Consider the following 16,688-nt stretch of genomic DNA (forward strand, 5'->3'; position numbering starts at 1 on the left):
GCCGCGTCGGCCAGGATGACGACAAGCTAGGAGAACTGCCGGTCCATGCACATTCTCGCCACCACCAGCGCCTCGCTCGACGATCTCGCCGAGCCGGTGGACCTTGCCCAGACGCCGGGCGAGATGGTGGTGGTGTCGTTCACCGACAGTGATCTGGGGGCGCTGGCCGCCGCCTATGAAGGCGAGAGCGACAAACTGCCGAGCCTGCGCCTCGCCAGCCTGCGCGATCTCAAGCACCCGATGTCGGTCGACCTCTGGATCGATCGCGTGGCCGCCCATGCGCGCCTTATCGTGGTGCGGCTGCTCGGCGGGCTGGACTGGTGGCGCTATGGCGTCGACCGGCTGACGGTGCTGGCGCGGGCGAATGGCATCGCGCTCGCGGTGCTGCCGGGCGAGGACCGCGACGATCCGCGCCTGAGCGACGCCTCGACCCTGCCGGATCAGGAACTGGCCGCGCTACTCGGCTATTTCCGCGCCGGGGGGCCGTCAAACATGTGCGCCCTGCTGCACCGGATGGCGGGCCATGCCGGGGTGGCGCTGGAGGCCGAACCGCCCCAGCCGGTGCCGCTGGCGGGGTTTTATGAGTGGAAGGGCGGCCCCTCACCCCTGCTGGGGGAGGGAGCCGCGCGGGCCGGAATCGGCGAAGCCCTCTCTCCATGGGTGAGAGGTGCGGGAGAGGGGACCGGCAGACCCGTCATCCCCGTCATCTTCTATCGATCCATGTGGCTCGCCGGCGATACCGCGCCGGTCGATGCGCTGTGCGCCGCGCTGGCGGCGCGCGGCCTCGAACCCCGCCCGATCTTCGTCGCCAGCCTCAAGGAGCCGTTCTCGATCGCCTTCCTGCGCGAGGCGCTCACGGCGCGAAAGCCGGCCGTGATCCTGACACTGACCGCCTTCGCCGCCGCCGAGCCGGGCGAAGCCACGGTGCTCGACACACCCGGCGTGCCGGTGCTGCAGGCGGTGGTGGCGACCACGCGGCGCGAGGCGTGGCAGGAGGGCGCGCGCGGGCTGACCGGCGCGGACCTTGCCATGCATGTCGTGCTGCCCGAGCTCGACGGGCGTATTCTTGCCGGAGCACTCTCGTTCAAGGCGCCGGCGGAGCGCGAGAGTGTGCCGGGCTTCGGCGCGCTGGTGAACCGCGCGGAGCCGGACCGGGTGGCGCAGGTGGCGGCGCGCGTGGCGGCGCTGGCGCGCCTTGCCGCGCTTCCCGCCGCGGAGCGACGGATAACGGTCCTCATACCTGAATATGCCGGCGCGCCGGGCCGCACCGGCTGGGCGGTCGGGCTCGACGTGCCGGCGAGCGTGCGGGCGCTGCTTGAGGATCTGCGCGCCGCCGGCTATCGCGTCGAGGGCGCGCCGGCGGATGAACGGGCATTGCTGGAGCTGTTGGCGCAAGCCCCGGACCAATCTGCGCCCACATCGCGGGAGGGCTTTGCCGGGCAAGCGCGCGCGTGGCGCGGAACGCTTGACCTCGCCACCTACCGCGCCCGCCTTCATGCGCTACCCGACGAGGCGCGCGCCTCGCTCCACGCGGCATGGGGCGCGCCGGAGGACGACCCGGATCTCATCGGCGGCGCCTTCCGGTTCCGCGCCCGTGCCTTCGGGAATGTCACCGTGGCCATCGCGCCCGATCGCGGCAGTTATGCGGAGCGTCGCGCGCAGTATCACGATCCTGCTTTGCCGCCGCGCCATGGCCTGCTCGCCTTCGGCCTGTGGCTGCAGGAGCATGCCGACGCGCTGGTGCATATGGGCGCCCATGGCACGCTGGAATGGCTGCCGGGCAAGCAGGCGGCGCTGACCGGCGCGTGCTGGCCCGAGCTGGTTCTGGGCCGCCTGCCGGTGGCCTATCCGTTCATCGTCTCCAATCCCGGCGAGGCCGCGCAGGCCAAGCGCCGCATCGCCGCCGTGACGCTCGGCCACCTGCCGCCGCCGATGAGCGAGCAGGGGCTGGCCGGCGAGGCGCAGGAACTGGAGCGTCTGGTCGACGAATATGCGCAGGCCGAGGGGCTGGATCCGCGCCGTCGCGAGAAGCTGGCACGGCTGATCGTGGACGAGGCCCAGCGCACCGGCTTTGCCCGCGACGCCGGGCTGGAGGGCCAGCCCGAAACCAATGAAGCACTGCGCCGGATCGATGCCTTTCTGTGCGACCTCAAGGATTTGCGGCTCAAGGACGGGTTCCATGTCTATGGACGCGGCGCCTGCGGCGCGGCCGAGCGCGACGGGCTGCTGGCCGCTCTGGACGGGCGCCGCGTCGCGCCGGGTCCGGCCGGTGCGCCGGGGCGGGGGCGATCCGATGTGATGCCGACCGGGCGCAATCTCTACGCCAGCGACCCGCGCGCGCTGCCGACCCCGACCGCCATGGACCTCGGCCGGCTGGGCGCGGACGAGGTGCTGCGCGCCTATCTGCAGGCCCATGGTGACTGGCCGCGCGCCCTCGTGCTCGATTTGTGGGGCAGCGCGACGCTGCGCACCGGCGGCGAGGAGATCGCGCAGGGGCTGGCGCTGATCGGCGCCCGGCCGGTCTGGGACCCGGCGACGGGCCGGGTGACGGGCGTCGAGGTACTGCCCTGCGCGGTGCTGGGGCGCCCACGCATCGATGTCACCTTCCGTATTTCCGGCCTGTTCCGCGACCTGTTTCCTGCACAGATCGCGCTGCTGGACGCGGCGCTGCGCGCGGTGGCGCGGCGGGAGGAGAGCGCGGAGGAGAACCCGCTGGCGGCGGCCGGTGAGGACGCGCCGCGCATTTTCGGCACCGCGCCGGGCGCCTATGGCGCGGGGCTCGATGGGCTGGAAGCCGACGCCCCACGCGAGGCGGTGGGGGCGGCCTATCTCGCCAGCGCCTCGCATGCCTATGGCGGGCCGGAAGGGCAGGCGCGGCCGGTGCCCGGCGCGTTCGTCGCGCGGGTGGCGGCGGCGGACCTTCTGGTGCACGGCGCCGACGATCCCGGCCGCGACCTGCTGGAGGGCGATGGCGACCTCGCCTTCATCGGCGGCTTCGCGGCGGCGGCTTCAAAGCTCGGCCGGCTGCCGGACCTCGTGGTGCTCGACACCGCCGATCCCGCCCGCCCCAGGGCGCGCCCGCTGGAGCAGGCGCTGGCGCGGATCGTGCGCGGGCGCGCCCATCCCCGCTATATTGCCGGCCTGCTGCGCCACGGCCCGCGCGGTGCGGCGGAAATGGCGGAGACGATCGACCGGCTGGTCGGCTTCGCGCAGGTAACGCGCGCCGTGCCGTCTCATCTCATCGAGCTGATGCACGACGCCTATGTCGCCGACGAGACGGTGCGCGCCTTCCTTGCGCAGGCTTCGCCCGAGGCGGCGCGCTTCATTGCGCAGCGGCTGGAGGAGGCCCGCGCTTGTGGTTTATGGCATCCGCGCCGTAATGATGCGGCCTTGCATGGCGAGGCGCTGCTCGCGGCAGCGGAGGGGGCGCGATGACGGCTTCCCTGCGGCGCGGCGCCTGTCCGAGCCTGCCAGCGCCGATGCTGACCGGCGACGGGCTGCTGGCCCGCCTCGTTCCCGCCGAACCGCTCAGCCCGGCGCAGTTGGCCGGCCTCGCCCGGCTGGCGCGCACGCTGGGCAATGGCGTGGTGGAGGTGACCGCGCGCGGCAAGCTGCAACTGCGTGGCCTCACCTCCGACACCGCGCCGAGACTTCCCGGCGGCATCGCGGCGCTGGGGATCGCGGTGCGCCCGGGGTTGGCGGTGGAGTTTCCCGCGCTGGCGGGACAGGCGGCGGATGCCGTGTTCGACCCGCGCCCGCTGGCGCGCGCGATCGAGAGCGGCGCCGCGCCCTTCGCTCCGGAGCTGGCGCCGAAGGTCTCGGTGGTGGTGGATAGCGGCGGGGCGCTCAACCTCTCGGCGCTCTCCGCCGATCTCGCACTGACGGTCGGCGACGAGCCGGGAGGGGTGCGACTGGTGCTCGCCGGCCAGCCGATCGGCACGATTCCCGAGACGGAGGCCGCCGACATGGCGGTCGCGTTGCTGGCGCGCCTCGCCATGCGCGGCCCGGCGGCCCGCATGGCCGAGCTGCTGCGTGGGGAGCTTCAGATCGAGCCGCAGGAAAGGGCTCCCGCCCATTCCGCCGAGCCGGTCGGGCTTCATCCGCTGCGCGAGGGCGGGGTGGCACTGGGCATCGCGCTGGCTTTCGGCCATGGCGAGGCGGATGCGCTGGAGCAACTCGCTGCGCGGGCCGAGGCCGCGGGCGTGACGAGCGTCGAGCCTGCCGCCGGGCGGGCTCTGCTGCTGTCGGCCCTGAGCGCGGACGCTGTCGCCCGGCTGCGCGAGGAAGCACACGCGCTCGGTTTCATCACCAATCCGGCCGATCCGCGTCGCGCGGTGTTCGCCTGCGCCGGCCGCCCGGCCTGCGGTGCCGCGACGCTGGAAACCCGGCCGCTGGCGCTCGCCCTCGCCCCGCTCATACGGGGGCGCACACTGCATGTGTCGGGCTGCTCCAAGGGCTGTGCCCATCCCGCGCCTACGGCTTTCGCCATCGTGGGGCTGGACGAGGGGGCCGGGATCGTGGTCGAAGGCTCCGCGCGCGCCACACCCGCGAGGATCGTGCCGGTGGCGGAGTTGCGCGCGAGGATGGAAGCCATGCTGGCGGAAAAGGCGGGGACATGACGGTGGCCGACGGGTCCGCGCCGTTCGAGTACGTCCGGGACGGCACGGCGATCTATGAACGCTCCTTCGCCATCATCCGCGCGGAGGCCGAACTCGGCCGCTTCGCGCCCGACGAGGCCGATGTCGCGGTGCGGATGATCCACGCCTGCGGGCTGGTGGAAGCCGCCGCCGCCATCGACTTCTCTCCCGGTGCCGTTCGCGCCGGCCGTCGCGCGCTTGAGGCCGGCGCGCCGATCCTGTGCGACGCGCAGATGGTGGCTCACGGCGTTACCCGCGCCCGGCTCCCTGCCGGCAATGAGGTGATCTGCACGCTGAACGATCCCGCCGTGCCGGAGCTTGCCGCGCGGCTCGGCACCACGCGCTCGGCGGCGGCGCTGGAGTTGTGGCGCGACAAGCTGGACGGCGCGGTGGTCGCCATCGGCAATGCGCCGACCGCGCTGTTCCATTTGCTGGAAATGCTCGATGCCGGCGCGCCGAAGCCGGCGGTGATTCTCGGCATTCCCGTCGGCTTCGTCGGCGCGGCGGAATCCAAGGACGCGCTGGCGGCCGGCGATCACGGCGTGCCGTGGATCGTGGTGCGCGGACGGCTCGGCGGCAGCGCCATGACGGCGGCGGCGGTCAACGCACTGGCGAGGCCCGGCATATGAATCCCGGCCATCTGATCGGTGTCGGCGTTGGCCCGGGCGACCCGGAGCTGATGACGCTCAAGGCGGTGCGGGCGCTCCAGCACGCCGATGTCGTCGCCTATTTCTCCAAGCTCGGCAATGCCAGCCACGCGCGCGCCATCGCTCACACCCATTTCCGCGCCGGCATCGAGGAACTGCCGCTCGGCTATCCGGTGACCACCGAGATGCCCAAGGACGAGGCGCCCTATCGCGCCGCGATCGATGCGTTCTACGAGCAGGCGGCGCAGGCGGTGGCGTGCCATCTCGACGCCGGCCGCACCGTCGCGGTGCTGTCGGAAGGCGATCCGCTGTTCTACGGTTCCTATATGCATCTGCATGTGCGCCTCGCCCATCGCTACCCGACGGACGTGATTGCCGGGGTTACCGGTATGTCCGGCTGCTGGTCGCAGGCCGGCACGCCGATCACACAGGGCGACGACGTGCTGAGCGTGCTGCCCGGCACGCTCTCGGAAGACGCGCTCACCGAGCGGCTTGCCGGAACCGATGCGGCGGTCATCATGAAAGTCGGGCGCAATTTGCCGAAGATCCGTCGGGCGCTGGCCCGCGCCGGCCGGCTGGATCGGGCGCTTTATGTCGAGCGCGGCACCATGACGGGCGGCCATCACGCCCCTCTGGCGACGCGCCCGGAGGCGCCTGCGCCTTATTTCGCCATTGTGCTGGTGCCTGGCTGGGAGACGAAGCGGTGAGTGGCGTTCTCTACGTGGTCGGCCTCGGGCCGGGCGATCAGCGCTTCCTCATTCCCGAGGCGGCGGACGCGCTGGCGCTCGCCGAGGCGGTCTATGGCTATGGGCCCTATGTCGAGCGCGTGCCGGCGCGCGAGGGGCAGGCCCGCCATGCTTCCGACAACCGCGTCGAGCTGGAGCGCGCGCAGGACGCGCTGGCCCATGCCGCCGCCGGCGCGCGGGTCGCCATGGTGTCGGGCGGCGATCCCGGCGTGTTCGCCATGGCGGCGGCGGTGATCGAGGCGATCGAACAGGGGCCGGAGAGCTGGCGGCAGATCGAATTGCTGATCGTGCCGGGCATCACCGCCATGCTGGCGGTGGCCGCCAAGGCCGGCGCGCCGCTGGGGCATGATTTCTGCGCCATCTCGCTCTCCGACAATCTCAAGCCGTGGGAGGTGATCGAGAAGCGGCTGCGTCTCGCCGCGCAGGCGGGGTTTGCCATGGCGTTCTACAACCCGGTCTCCAAGGCGCGCCCGCACCAGCTCGACACCGCCTTCGACATCCTGCGCGAGGAGCTGCCTTCCAGCGTGCCGGTGATCTTCGGGCGCGCGGTGGGGCGGCCGGACGAGCGGTTGCGCGTCGCCCCGCTCGCCCATGCGCGTGGGCACATGGCGGACATGGCGACCTGCATCATCGTCGGCTCGACCGAGACCCGCATCGTGGAGCGGCCCGGCAAGCGGGCACTGGTCTATACGCCGCGCCGGGCGGGGGATGCATGAGGGCGTGGCAGCGGTTGCCGCCGCTCCAGCCATGTGAGCGCGGCCTCGACGTCCGCGACGCTCTCCACCGCCGGCCGCGCCGGGCGCGTGATCATCATCACCTCGATGCCCAGCGCCCGGGCGGCGGCGATCTTGGCATAGGTCTCCGGCCCGCCGCTGTTCTTGGCCAGCACGGCGTCGATGCGGTGGCCGGTGAGCAGGTCGCGCTCGTCTTGTTCCGCGAAGGGGCCGCGCGCTTCGATATAGGCGGCGGAAGGCAGGTCGAGACGGGCCTCGACCGGATCGATGCTGCGGATCAGGTAATGGTGCTGCGGGGCGGCCTCCAGCGCCTGCACCTCGTTGCGGCCCAGCGCAGCGAACACACGGCGCGGGGCGGCTCCCAGAGCGGTCAGCGCCTCCGCGAGGCTTGCCGCTTCGCGCCAGATGTCGCCCGGCAGGGGCTCCCACTGGGGGCGGGCCAGCGCAAGCAGGGGGACGCCCGCGATCCGCGCGGCTTCCGCGGCATGGGCCGACATGATGGCGGCGAAGGGGTGGGTGGCATCGATCAGGGCATCGATGCGCTCGGCTTCGAGATAGGCGACAAGTCCCTCCACCCCGCCGAAGCCGCCCGTGCGCGTCGGCAAGGCCAGCACCAGCGGGTTGCGCGTGCGCCCGGCAAGCGACACGTTGGCCTCGAATGCGGGACGGGCCGCCAGCGCCTCGGCAAGGCGCCGCGCTTCGCCCGTGCCGCCCAGAACCAGCACGCGCAGCCGCGCGTTCGAGCCTGAAGGCGTGTCGATGTCGGAAGCCGCCATGCCGGACTGTGATCCTCTCGCGCCTCAAGGCCCCGAGCCTGTAGCAGGCCGGCGCTGGTTGTCCATTGTCGGTATCGGAGAGGACGGGCTCGCGGGCCTTTCGCCGGCCGCACGCGCGCTGATCGAGCAAGCGGGAATCGTGTTCGGCGGTGCACGCCATCTCGCCCTTGCCAGCGACGCCGTGAGGGGGACGGCGCGGGCGTGGCCGAGCCCGTTCGAGGAGGGCGTGCGCGAGGTGCTGGCGATGCGGGGTGAAAACGTCTGTGTGCTGGCTTCGGGCGACCCGTTCCTGCACGGCGTCGGTGCGGTGCTGGCGCGCCATGTGCCGGTGGATCAAATGCACGTTATGCCGGCTCCGTCCGCCTTCAGCCTTGCCACCTCGCGGCTCGGCTGGGCGCTACCCGATATCACCTGCCTGTCCGCCCATGGCCGCCCGCTCGATCTCATCCGACCGCATCTCCATCCCGGCCGCCGGCTGCTGGTGCTGACCTCGGACGAGAATGGCCCGCGCGCGCTGGCCGAGCTGGTGACGGTGGCCGGCTTCGGCGGCTCGCGGCTTCATGTGCTGGAAGCGCTGGGCGGCGCGCGGGAATGGGTGCGCGGCGTCGCGGCCGAGGCGTTCGATCTGGCGGACATCGACCCGCTGAACGTCGTCGGCCTTGAGGTCGAGGCGGGAGAGGGCGCGCGGATCATTGCGCTCACGCCCGGCCTGCCGGACGAGCTGTTCGAGCATGACGGCCAGCTCACCAAGCGCGACATGCGGGCCATGACACTCGGTGCGCTGGCGCCGCGCCGGGGCGAATTGCTGTGGGACATCGGCGCCGGGGCGGGCTCGGTCGCCATCGAATGGATGCTCGCCGATCCCTCCCTCAAGGCCATCGCCATCGAGGAGCGCGAGACACGCGCGGCCCGGATCGCCCGCAATGCCAGCGCGCTCGGCGTGCCCGGTCTCGTGCTGGTGCAGGGCAGCGCGCCGGCGGCGCTGGCCGGGCTGCCGGCGCCGGATGCCATCTTCGTCGGCGGCGGGGCGAGCGAGGCGGGCGTGATGGACGCGGCGCTGGCCGTGCTGAAGCCCGGCGGGCGGCTGGTGGTCAATGCGGTGACGCTGGAAACCGAAGCGCTGCTGCTGGCGCGCCATGCCGCGCTCGGCGGGGAACTCACCCGCATCGCGATTTCCCGTGCCGCACCGGTGGCGGGCATGACCGGCTGGCGCCCGGCGATGCCGGTGACGCAATGGAGCTGGATGAAGCCCGTGGGTCAGGCGCGATGATCGTCGCCGGGGTCGGCAGCCGTCGCGGCGTGACCGCGCAGGAGGTCTGCGCGGCGGTGCGCGGCGCCATGGAGCGCCACGGCGTGAAGCTCTGCGACATCTCGCTGATGGCAACCCCGGCGCTCAAGGGCAGCGAAGCCGGGATCATGCGCGCGGCGCTCGACCTAGGCCTCCTGCTGGTCATGGTGCCGCAGTCGCAGATGGAAGCGGCCGGCACGCGTGCGCTCTCCCATTCCGACCGCGTGGTCGCGCTGATGGGCGTGCCGTCCGTGGCCGAGGCCGCCGCGCTCGCCGCCGCCGGGCGGCGCTCCACCCTGATCGGCCCGCGCTTCGTGCTCGGCCCTGTGACCTGCGCGCTGGCGCGTGAGGCGGAAAAATCATGACCGTGCACTTCATCGGCGCCGGTCCCGGCGCGGCCGACCTCATCACACTGCGCGGGCGAGACCTGATCGCGCGCTGCCCGGTCTGCCTCTATGCCGGTTCGATCGTGCCGCGCGAGATGCTGGGCTGGTCCCCGCCCGGTGCGCGCCTTGTCGACACAGCGCCGCTGTCGCTGGACGAGATCGAGGCCGAGTTCCGCGCCGCCGACGCGGCAGGGCTCGACGTCGCGCGGCTGCATTCGGGCGATCTGTCGATCTATTCGGCGGTGGCCGAACAGATCAGGCGGCTGGAGCACGCCGGCATCGCCTATACGCTGACCCCCGGCGTCCCGGCCTTTGCCGCCGCGAGCGCGCTGCTGGGGCGTGAACTCACCGTGCCGGGCGTGGCGCAGAGCGTGGTGCTGACCCGCGTCTCCGGCCGCGCCTCCGCTATGCCGCCGCGCGAGACGCTGGAGGCGTTCGGGCGGACGGGGGCAACGCTCGTGCTCCACCTCGCCATCCACGCGCTCAGCGAGGCGGTGCGCGATCTTTCGCCGCTGTACGGCGCCGACTGCCCGGTCGCCATCGTGGTGGAGGCGACGCGCCCGGCGGAGCGGGTGATCGCCGGGACGCTCGACGACATCGAGGCACGTGTCGCCACCGAGCCGGTCGAGCGCATGGCGCTGATCCTGGTCGGGCGCGCGCTCGCCGCCGAAGGTTTCCGCGAGAGCGCGCTGTACGATCCGGGCTATCAGCGCCGCTTCCGGGGGCGTGAATGAGCGCCTTCATCATCGCCGCGCCGCGCTCGGGCTCCGGCAAGACCACGGTGACGCTCGGCGTGGTCGCGGCTTTGGCGCGCCGGGGGCTCAGGGTGCGGGCGGTGAAGTCCGGACCGGACTATATCGATCCCGCCTTCCACGCCGCCGCCAGCGGGCGTGCCGGTCTCAACCTCGACAGCTTCGCCATGGCGCCGGAGCTGGTCGACGCGCTGGCGGGCGACGCGGCGCGCGAGGTGGACCTCGTGATCATCGAAGCGGCGATGGGCCTGTTCGACGGCATTTCCGGCGAACCGGGGCGCAGCGGGGCGGCGGCCGACCTTGCCGCGCGACTTAATTTGCCCGTCGTGCTTGTGCTCGACATTTCCGGCCAGTCGCAATCGGCCGCCGCCGTGGTGCGCGGCTTCGCCAGCCATGACCCCGGCGTGCGAATTGCGGGCGTTGTGCTCAACAAGGTGGCAAGCGAGCGCCATCGCCTCCAGGCCAGCGAGGCGATCGCCGCGATCGGCATTCCGGTGGTCGGGGCCATCCCGCGCGACGGCACGGTGACCCTGCCGGAGCGCCATCTCGGTTTAGTGCAGGCGGCCGAACATCCGGCGCTGGCGGAGCATTTCGGGCGGCTGGCGGGGCTGGCGCAGGCGCATATCGACCTCGATGCGCTGGTGGCACTGGGCGCGCCGCTCCCCGCGCGTGATGGCGTACCCGTTCCGCTGCCTCCGCCGGGCCAGCGCATCGCGCTCGCCAGCGACGTGGCGTTCAGCTTCGCCTATCCGCATGTGCTGGAGGGCTGGCGGCGGGCGGGGGCTGAGATCGTGCCGTTCTCCCCGCTTGCGAACGAGGCGCCACGCCCGGATTGCGATGCCTGCTGGCTGCCGGGCGGCTATCCCGAGCTGCATGCCGGCCGGCTCGCGGCGGCGGAGCGGTTCCGCGAAGGGGTGCGCGCCTTCGCCGCGCGCGGCGGCATGGTTCACGGCGAATGCGGGGGCTTCATGGTGCTGGGCGAGGCACTGGAAGATGCCGACGGCCAGACCCACGAGATGCTGGGTCTGCTCGGCCATGCCACCAGCTTCCACAAGCGCCGGCTCAATCTGGGCTATCGCCGCGCGGTGACGCTGGCGGCCTCCGGTATCGGGCCGGCGGGGCTCGCCCTGCGCGGCCACGAATTCCATTATGCCAGCGTCACAGAGCCGGGCGACGATGCGCCGCTGGTCGCGCTGAGCGACGGGCAGGGTAAACCGATGGGCGAGGCGGGCGGCCGGCGCGGGCCGGTCTCCGGCGCGTTCTTCCACCTCATCGCCACGGAGTGAGCCAATGACCCTGTTCCGCCGCCTGATCGTCTTCCTGGCCGGGCTGTTCGGTACGGCGGGGGTCGCGGCCGCGGCCGCCGGTGCCCATGCCTTTTCCGACCCCGCTTTGACGACGGCCGCCACTTTCCTCATGATCGGCGCCTGCGCGCTGGCTGGGACTGCCGCGCTGGCGATCGCGCAGGGGCCGGGCTGGTCCTTCGCCGACGTGTCCGGTGGCCTGATTGCGCTTGGAACCTTGCTGTTCAGCGGCGCGTTGGCGGGCCGTGTCGTCTGGAATGTGGTGATTTTTCCCATGGCGGCGCCGACGGGCGGTACTATTCTGATGGCCGGATGGCTCGTGCTGGCTCTGGCCGCGTTCAAGCGGCGGGGCGGCTGACGGGCAGTTGGCCAAAAGGTTGCATGACGGGAACCGATATCCGCCGATGGGGGATCCGCGCTGATGGCGCGGGTCCGACGGGCCATCGCTTAGGGAGCAGATGCTGCACATGACAGTCGAGGTCGAGGAAAAGATGCTGGAAAAGCCGGAGACCCTCTCGCGCGCGATCGCCGACGGTGACGACGTGGCGAAGTTCCGCGCCCAGGTGATTTCCAAGCTCACCTATGCGGTGGGCAAGAATCCGGCGGCGGCGAGCGACCGTGACTGGTTCCTCGCCACGGCCTTTGCCACCCGCGACCGCATCGTCGACCGCTGGATCACCTCGACGCGGCAGACCTACTCCGAAGGCCGCAAGCGCGTCTATTATCTCTCGCTGGAATTCCTGATCGGCCGGCTGCTGTTCGACGCGCTGACCAATCTCGAACTGCTCGACACGGTGCGCGCCGCGCTCGGCGATCTCGGCGTCGATCTCGACCGGCTGCGCCAGGTCGAGCCGGACGCGGCGCTGGGCAATGGCGGCCTTGGCCGTCTCGCCGCCTGCTTCATGGAAAGCATGGCCACGCTCTCCATCGCTGCCTATGGCTATGGCATCCGCTACGACCATGGCCTGTTCCGGCAGGTGGTGAAGAACGGCTGGCAGCAGGAATATCCCGAGGACTGGCTGTCCTTCGGCAATCCATGGGAATTCGAGCGCCCGGAGGTCTATTACGATGTCGGTTTCGGCGGCTCGGTCGAGGCGGTGTCCGCCGGCGGCGAACGCAAGAAGCAGGTCTGGCACCCGGCCGAGACCGTTGAGGCGGTGGCCTATGACACGCCCATCGTCGGCTGGCGCGGCCGCCATGTGAACACGCTGCGGCTGTGGTCTGCCCGCGCGGCCGACCCGCTGCGCCTCGACGCCTTCAACCAGGGCGACCATGTCGGCGCACTGGTGAACCAGGTGAAGGCCGAGGCGATCTCCAAGGTGCTGTACCCGAGCGACGCCACCCCGGCCGGCCAGGAACTGAGGCTGCGGCAGGAGTATTTCTTCACCGCCGCCTCGCTGCACGACCTGATGCGCCGCCACATCGACAGCTTCGGCGACGTGCGTTCGCTGCCCGACAAGGTGTCGATCCAGCTCAACGACACCCACCCGGCCATCGCGGTCGCCGAACTGATGCGGTTGCTGGTCGACGAGCACGACATCGCCTGGGACGAGGCGTTCGACATCACCAACCGCACCATCTCCTACACCAACCACACCCTGCTGCCGGAGGCGCTGGAGACGTGGCCGGTGCCGCTGATGGAGCGCGTGCTGCCGCGCCACATGCAGATCATCTACCTCCTGAACGCCAAGCACCTTGAGAAGGTGCGCACGCAGTTCCCGGACGATGACGGCCTGCTCTCGGCGGTCTCGCTGATCCAGGAAGATCACGGCCGGCGCGTGCGCATGGGCAACCTCGCCTTCCTTGGCTCGCACTCGATCAACGGCGTGGCCGCGCTGCATTCCGACCTGATGAAGGTGACGGTCTTCAAGGATTTCTACCGCATCTTCCCGGAGCGGATGAACAACAAGACCAACGGCATCACCTTCCGCCGCTGGCTGATGCAGTCCAATCCCGGCCTCACCCGGCTGCTGGTCGATGTGTGCGGGCCCGAGGTTCTCGACGACCCCGCCCAGCTTAAGAAGCTGGAGCCGCTCGCCGGCGACAGCGCGCTGCACGACAGGCTGGCGGCGGTGCGCCGACAGAACAAGGTGGCGCTCGCTCGCATCATCCGCGACCGGCTGGACATCAAGGTCAATCCCGGCGCGCTGTTCGACGTGCAGATCAAGCGCATCCACGAATATAAGCGCCAGCTGCTCAACGTGCTGGAGACCATCGCGCTCTATGACGCCATGCGCGCCAACCCGGCCCGCAACTGGGCGCCGCGGGTGAAGATCTTCTCCGGCAAGGCGGCGGCCAGCTACCACATGGCCAAGCTGATCATCAAGCTGGCCAACGACGTGGCGAAGGTGGTGAACGACGATCCCACCGTGCGCGACCTGCTCAAGGTCGTGTTCCTGCCGAACTACAACGTGTCGCTCGCCGAGAGCATCATCCCGGCGGCGGACCTGTCCGAGCAGATCTCCACCGCCGGCATGGAGGCCTCCGGCACCGGCAATATGAAGATGGCGCTCAACGGCGCGCTTACCATCGGCACGCTCGACGGCGCCAATGTCGAGATCAAGGAACATGTCGGCGACGACAACATCTTCATCTTCGGTCTCACCGCCGAGGAGGTGGAGCAGCGCCGCATCGCCGGGATCGACGAGTTCGGCGCCATTTCCAGCTCCGCGCATTTGGGCGAGGTTCTGACGGCCGTCGAATCCGGCGTGTTCTCGCCGGACGAGCCGGACCGCTTCAAGCCGCTGGTCGACGCGCTGCGCCACCACGACTACTTCCTCGTGACGCCCGATTTCGACGCCTATTGGGATGCCCAGCGCAAGGTCGACGCGCGTTGGCACGCCCGGTCGGAATGGTGGACGTCGAGCGTGATCAACACCGCCAATATGGGGTGGTTCTCCTCCGACCGCACCATTTCCGAATATGCCAAGGACATCTGGAACGTGCCGGTTCGCCCGGTGCGCTGACAGCGCGCAATGGTCGCACGAAACGCCGTCCGGCCTTGCCGGGCGGCCCTTGGGGGGAGCCGGGTGGACCCGGCAGGGGTGTTTCACGCACCTCGTGCGGCAGTGAAGTGATTGCGGATAGTGGACTTTGTTTCAGCGGTAACGGAACCTGTACTGCACCCGGGTCTTGATGAGACGGATCCGCAGGAAAGGTCGTTGCTGATGCATGCGTGGCAGGCACCCGATCACGAGGTCGACGCACTCGTTGGTGGTCGCCATGACGACCCGTTCGCCCTGCTTGGTCCGCATGAGGACGGCGAGGGTCTGGTGATCCGCGCCTTCGTGCCCCATGCCGGCACGCTGGAGGCGATCGAGGAGGATGGCCGCGTCATCGCCAGGCTCGAGCGGCGCAACGATGCCGGCTTCTTCGAGGGGCGGATCGCGGAGCGTCCCGCCTGGGCACGCTATCGCCTGCGGGCACGCAATGAGGGCGGGGAATGGGAGCTGCGCGACCCCTATTCCTTCGGACCCGTGCTCGGCCCGCTCGACGACCACCTGCTGATCGAGGGCACCCACCACCTGCTCTATGAGCGCCTCGGCGCGCATGTCTGCACCCATGAGGGCGCGGAGGGCGTGCGCTTCGCGGTCTGGGCGCCCAATGCCGCCCGCGTCTCGGTGGTCGGTGACTTCAACGAATGGGACGGGCGCCGCCACCAGATGCGCAAGCGCGTCGACAGCGGGCTGTGGGAATTGTTCGCTCCCGATGTGTGCGAGGGCACGGTCTACAAATACGAGATCGTTTCCGCCGACGGTCGGCTGCTGCCGCTGAAGGCCGATCCGTTCGGCTTCCGCGGCGAGTTCCGCCCGGCGACCGGCTCGATCGTCGCCCGCACCGACCAGTTCACCTGGGACGACGACGCCCATGTCGCGGCGCGCGCCGAGGGCGAGGCGATCGCCAGGCCGATGTCGGTCTATGAGGTGCATCTGGGGTCGTGGCGGCGCGGGGAGGGCAACCGCTTCCTCACCTATGACGAACTGGCCGACCAACTCGTGCCCTATGCGGCCTGGATGGGTTTCACCCATATCGAGTTGCTGCCGGTCTCCGAGCATCCGCTCGATGCCTCGTGGGGCTATCAGCCGATCGGGCTGTTCGCCCCGACCAGCCGCTTCGGCGACCCGGCGGGCTTCGCGCGGTTCGTCGACCGCGCGCACCAGGCCGGGCTTTCGGTGCTGCTCGACTGGGTGCCGGCGCATTTCCCGACCGATATTCACGGCCTCGCCCATTTCGACGGCACCGCGCTGTACGAGCACGCCGACCCCCGCCGCGGCTTCCACCCGGACTGGAATACGGCGATCTATGATTTCGGCCGGCACGAAGTCGCCAATATGCTGATCGCCAACGCTCTGTATTGGCTCGACCGTTTCCATATCGACGGGCTGCGCGTCGATGCGGTGGCCTCGATGCTCTACCTGAACTACTCCCGCAAGGATGGGGAATGGGCGCCGAACCCGGATGGTTCCAACGACAACAAGGACGCCGTTGGTTTCATCCGCCGCGCCAATGAGGCGGTGTATGCCGAGCATCCCGGCACCGTGGTGATCGCCGAGGAATCTACCACCTGGTCCGGCGTCTCCGCTCCGGTCTATGCCGGCGGGCTCGGCTTCGGCTTCAAGTGGAACATGGGCTGGATGCACGACACGCTCGACTACATGGCGCTCGATCCGGTGCATCGCCCGTGGCACCACGACAAGATCACCTTCGGCTTTACCTATGCCTTCACCGAGAATTTTGTGCTGCCGCTCTCCCATGACGAGGTGGTGCACGGCAAGGGCACGGTCTTCAGCCGCATGGGCGGGGCCGATGACTGGCAGCGCTTCGCTACCCAGCGCGCCTATTACGGACTGATGTGGGCCTATCCCGGCAAGAAGCTGCTGTTCATGGGGCAGGAATTTGCCCAGCGTGCGGAATGGAGCGAGGAGCGCTCGCTGGACTGGCATCTGACTGGCCAGGGGCCGCACCATGCCGGGATGCAGAAGTTGGTGCGCGATCTCAACCACCTCTATCGCGATATGCCCGCGCTCCACGCCCGCGACTGCCGTCCTGACGGCTATCAGTGGATCGTGGTCGACGACGCCGCCCAGTCGGTGTTCGCCTGGATGCGGATCGGCGAAGAGGGCGATCCGCCGGTGGTGATGGTGTCGAACTTCACCCCCGTCTCGCGCCCGTTCTACCGGCTCGGCCTGCCGCAGGCGGGCACATGGCGGGAAATATTGAACACGGACAGTATCGATTACGGCGGCTCGGGCGTTGGCAATATGGGCGCCGCGCAGGCGGAGGACGTGCCCGCGCACGGTCAGCCCGCCAGCGCGCAGATCGTCCTGCCGCCGCTTGCGACGCTGTATTTCGTATGGGAGCCGGCGTGAGCCTCGAAAGTTCGCGCCCACAGGGAAACGCCAGTTAAGGAGAACGCGA

At 70.4% G+C, this 16,688-nt stretch carries 13 protein-coding genes; 12 read left to right on the forward strand and 1 reads right to left on the reverse strand.

The genetic code is table 11. The features are described 5' to 3' along the window. The first annotated feature begins 45 nt into the window (after positions 1–45). Genes cobN through MKI84_RS03465 form a run of 5 tightly spaced genes read left to right on the forward strand, consistent with a single transcriptional unit; the run spans position 46 to position 6,746 of the window. Positions 46–3,435, forward strand: a complete 3,390-nt coding sequence (gene cobN / locus MKI84_RS03445) for a cobaltochelatase subunit CobN (RefSeq protein WP_241616573.1) — start codon at positions 46–48, stop codon at positions 3,433–3,435. Further along, positions 3,432–4,619: a precorrin-3B synthase gene (gene cobG, locus MKI84_RS03450; RefSeq protein ID WP_241616574.1), complete on the forward strand. Its 1,188-nt coding sequence runs from the start codon at positions 3,432–3,434 to the stop codon at positions 4,617–4,619. Before cobN ends, cobG begins: the two co-directional genes overlap by 4 nt. Beyond that, positions 4,616–5,266, forward strand: coding sequence for a precorrin-8X methylmutase (locus tag MKI84_RS03455; protein ID WP_241616575.1), 651 nt, complete (start codon positions 4,616–4,618; stop codon positions 5,264–5,266). Before cobG ends, MKI84_RS03455 begins: the two co-directional genes overlap by 4 nt. Further along, positions 5,263–5,991 carry a precorrin-2 C(20)-methyltransferase gene (locus MKI84_RS03460; RefSeq protein WP_241616576.1) on the forward strand — a complete coding sequence of 243 codons (729 nt, stop codon included), beginning with the start codon at positions 5,263–5,265 and terminating at the stop codon, positions 5,989–5,991. The genes MKI84_RS03455 and MKI84_RS03460 overlap by 4 nt, the downstream gene beginning before the upstream one ends. After that, positions 5,988–6,746, forward strand: a complete 759-nt coding sequence (locus tag MKI84_RS03465) for a precorrin-3B C(17)-methyltransferase (RefSeq protein ID WP_241616577.1) — start codon at positions 5,988–5,990, stop codon at positions 6,744–6,746. The genes MKI84_RS03460 and MKI84_RS03465 overlap by 4 nt, the downstream gene beginning before the upstream one ends. Here the strand turns inward: MKI84_RS03465 and MKI84_RS03470 are convergent. Further along, complete coding sequence (locus MKI84_RS03470) at positions 6,716–7,540, reverse strand: cobalt-precorrin-6A reductase (RefSeq protein ID WP_241616578.1); 825 nt, start codon at positions 7,538–7,540, stop codon at positions 6,716–6,718. The genes MKI84_RS03465 and MKI84_RS03470 overlap by 31 nt on opposite strands. Between MKI84_RS03470 and cbiE the strand changes: the two genes are divergently transcribed. From cbiE to glgB, 7 genes are all read left to right on the forward strand, one after another. Next, positions 7,539–8,810 (forward strand): precorrin-6y C5,15-methyltransferase (decarboxylating) subunit CbiE, encoded by a 1,272-nt coding sequence (gene cbiE, locus MKI84_RS03475; RefSeq protein WP_241616579.1) that lies wholly within the window; start codon positions 7,539–7,541, stop codon positions 8,808–8,810. The genes MKI84_RS03470 and cbiE overlap by 2 nt on opposite strands. Beyond that, positions 8,807–9,193, forward strand: coding sequence for a cobalamin biosynthesis protein (locus tag MKI84_RS03480; protein WP_241616580.1), 387 nt, complete (start codon positions 8,807–8,809; stop codon positions 9,191–9,193). Before cbiE ends, MKI84_RS03480 begins: the two co-directional genes overlap by 4 nt. Continuing rightward, complete coding sequence (gene cobM, locus MKI84_RS03485) at positions 9,190–9,948, forward strand: precorrin-4 C(11)-methyltransferase (protein ID WP_241616581.1); 759 nt, start codon at positions 9,190–9,192, stop codon at positions 9,946–9,948. The genes MKI84_RS03480 and cobM overlap by 4 nt, the downstream gene beginning before the upstream one ends. Next, positions 9,945–11,252 carry a cobyrinic acid a,c-diamide synthase CobB gene (locus tag MKI84_RS03490; protein ID WP_241616582.1) on the forward strand — a complete coding sequence of 436 codons (1,308 nt, stop codon included), beginning with the start codon at positions 9,945–9,947 and terminating at the stop codon, positions 11,250–11,252. The genes cobM and MKI84_RS03490 overlap by 4 nt, the downstream gene beginning before the upstream one ends. Positions 11,253–11,256: 4 nt before the next feature. Continuing rightward, positions 11,257–11,628: a DUF423 domain-containing protein gene (locus MKI84_RS03495; RefSeq protein ID WP_241616583.1), complete on the forward strand. Its 372-nt coding sequence runs from the start codon at positions 11,257–11,259 to the stop codon at positions 11,626–11,628. 109 nt (positions 11,629–11,737) lie between these two features. Next, on the forward strand, positions 11,738–14,236 hold the full coding sequence (locus tag MKI84_RS03500) for a glycogen/starch/alpha-glucan phosphorylase (RefSeq protein ID WP_241617518.1): 2,499 nt from the start codon (positions 11,738–11,740) through the stop codon (positions 14,234–14,236). A gap of 201 nt (positions 14,237–14,437) precedes the next feature. After that, on the forward strand, positions 14,438–16,639 hold the full coding sequence (glgB, locus tag MKI84_RS03505; RefSeq protein ID WP_241617520.1) for a 1,4-alpha-glucan branching protein GlgB: 2,202 nt from the start codon (positions 14,438–14,440) through the stop codon (positions 16,637–16,639). The last annotated feature ends 49 nt before the right edge of the window (positions 16,640–16,688 follow it).

It is taken from the genome of Ancylobacter gelatini (assembly GCF_022601675.1).
Taxonomy (GTDB): Bacteria; Pseudomonadota; Alphaproteobacteria; order Rhizobiales; family Xanthobacteraceae; genus Ancylobacter; species Ancylobacter gelatini.

Excerpts from the sequence above, each read along its gene's own strand:
- MKI84_RS03495 (WP_241616583.1), top strand. The coding sequence starts at position 11,257 with ATGACCCTGTTCCGCCGCCTGATCGTCTTCCTGGCCGGGCTGTTCGGT.
- cobM (WP_241616581.1), top strand. The coding sequence starts at position 9,190 with ATGACCGTGCACTTCATCGGCGCCGGTCCCGGCGCGGCCGACCTCATC.
- MKI84_RS03455 (WP_241616575.1), top strand. The coding sequence starts at position 4,616 with ATGACGGTGGCCGACGGGTCCGCGCCGTTCGAGTACGTCCGGGACGGC.
- glgB (WP_241617520.1), top strand. The coding sequence starts at position 14,438 with ATGCATGCGTGGCAGGCACCCGATCACGAGGTCGACGCACTCGTTGGT.
- MKI84_RS03490 (WP_241616582.1), top strand. The coding sequence starts at position 9,945 with ATGAGCGCCTTCATCATCGCCGCGCCGCGCTCGGGCTCCGGCAAGACC.
- MKI84_RS03460 (WP_241616576.1), top strand. The coding sequence starts at position 5,263 with ATGAATCCCGGCCATCTGATCGGTGTCGGCGTTGGCCCGGGCGACCCG.
- cobG (WP_241616574.1), top strand. The coding sequence starts at position 3,432 with ATGACGGCTTCCCTGCGGCGCGGCGCCTGTCCGAGCCTGCCAGCGCCG.
- MKI84_RS03480 (WP_241616580.1), top strand. The coding sequence starts at position 8,807 with ATGATCGTCGCCGGGGTCGGCAGCCGTCGCGGCGTGACCGCGCAGGAG.
- MKI84_RS03500 (WP_241617518.1), top strand. The coding sequence starts at position 11,738 with ATGACAGTCGAGGTCGAGGAAAAGATGCTGGAAAAGCCGGAGACCCTC.
- MKI84_RS03470 (WP_241616578.1), bottom strand. The coding sequence starts at position 7,540 with ATGGCGGCTTCCGACATCGACACGCCTTCAGGCTCGAACGCGCGGCTG.
- cobN (WP_241616573.1), top strand. The coding sequence starts at position 46 with ATGCACATTCTCGCCACCACCAGCGCCTCGCTCGACGATCTCGCCGAG.
- cbiE (WP_241616579.1), top strand. The coding sequence starts at position 7,539 with ATGCCGGACTGTGATCCTCTCGCGCCTCAAGGCCCCGAGCCTGTAGCA.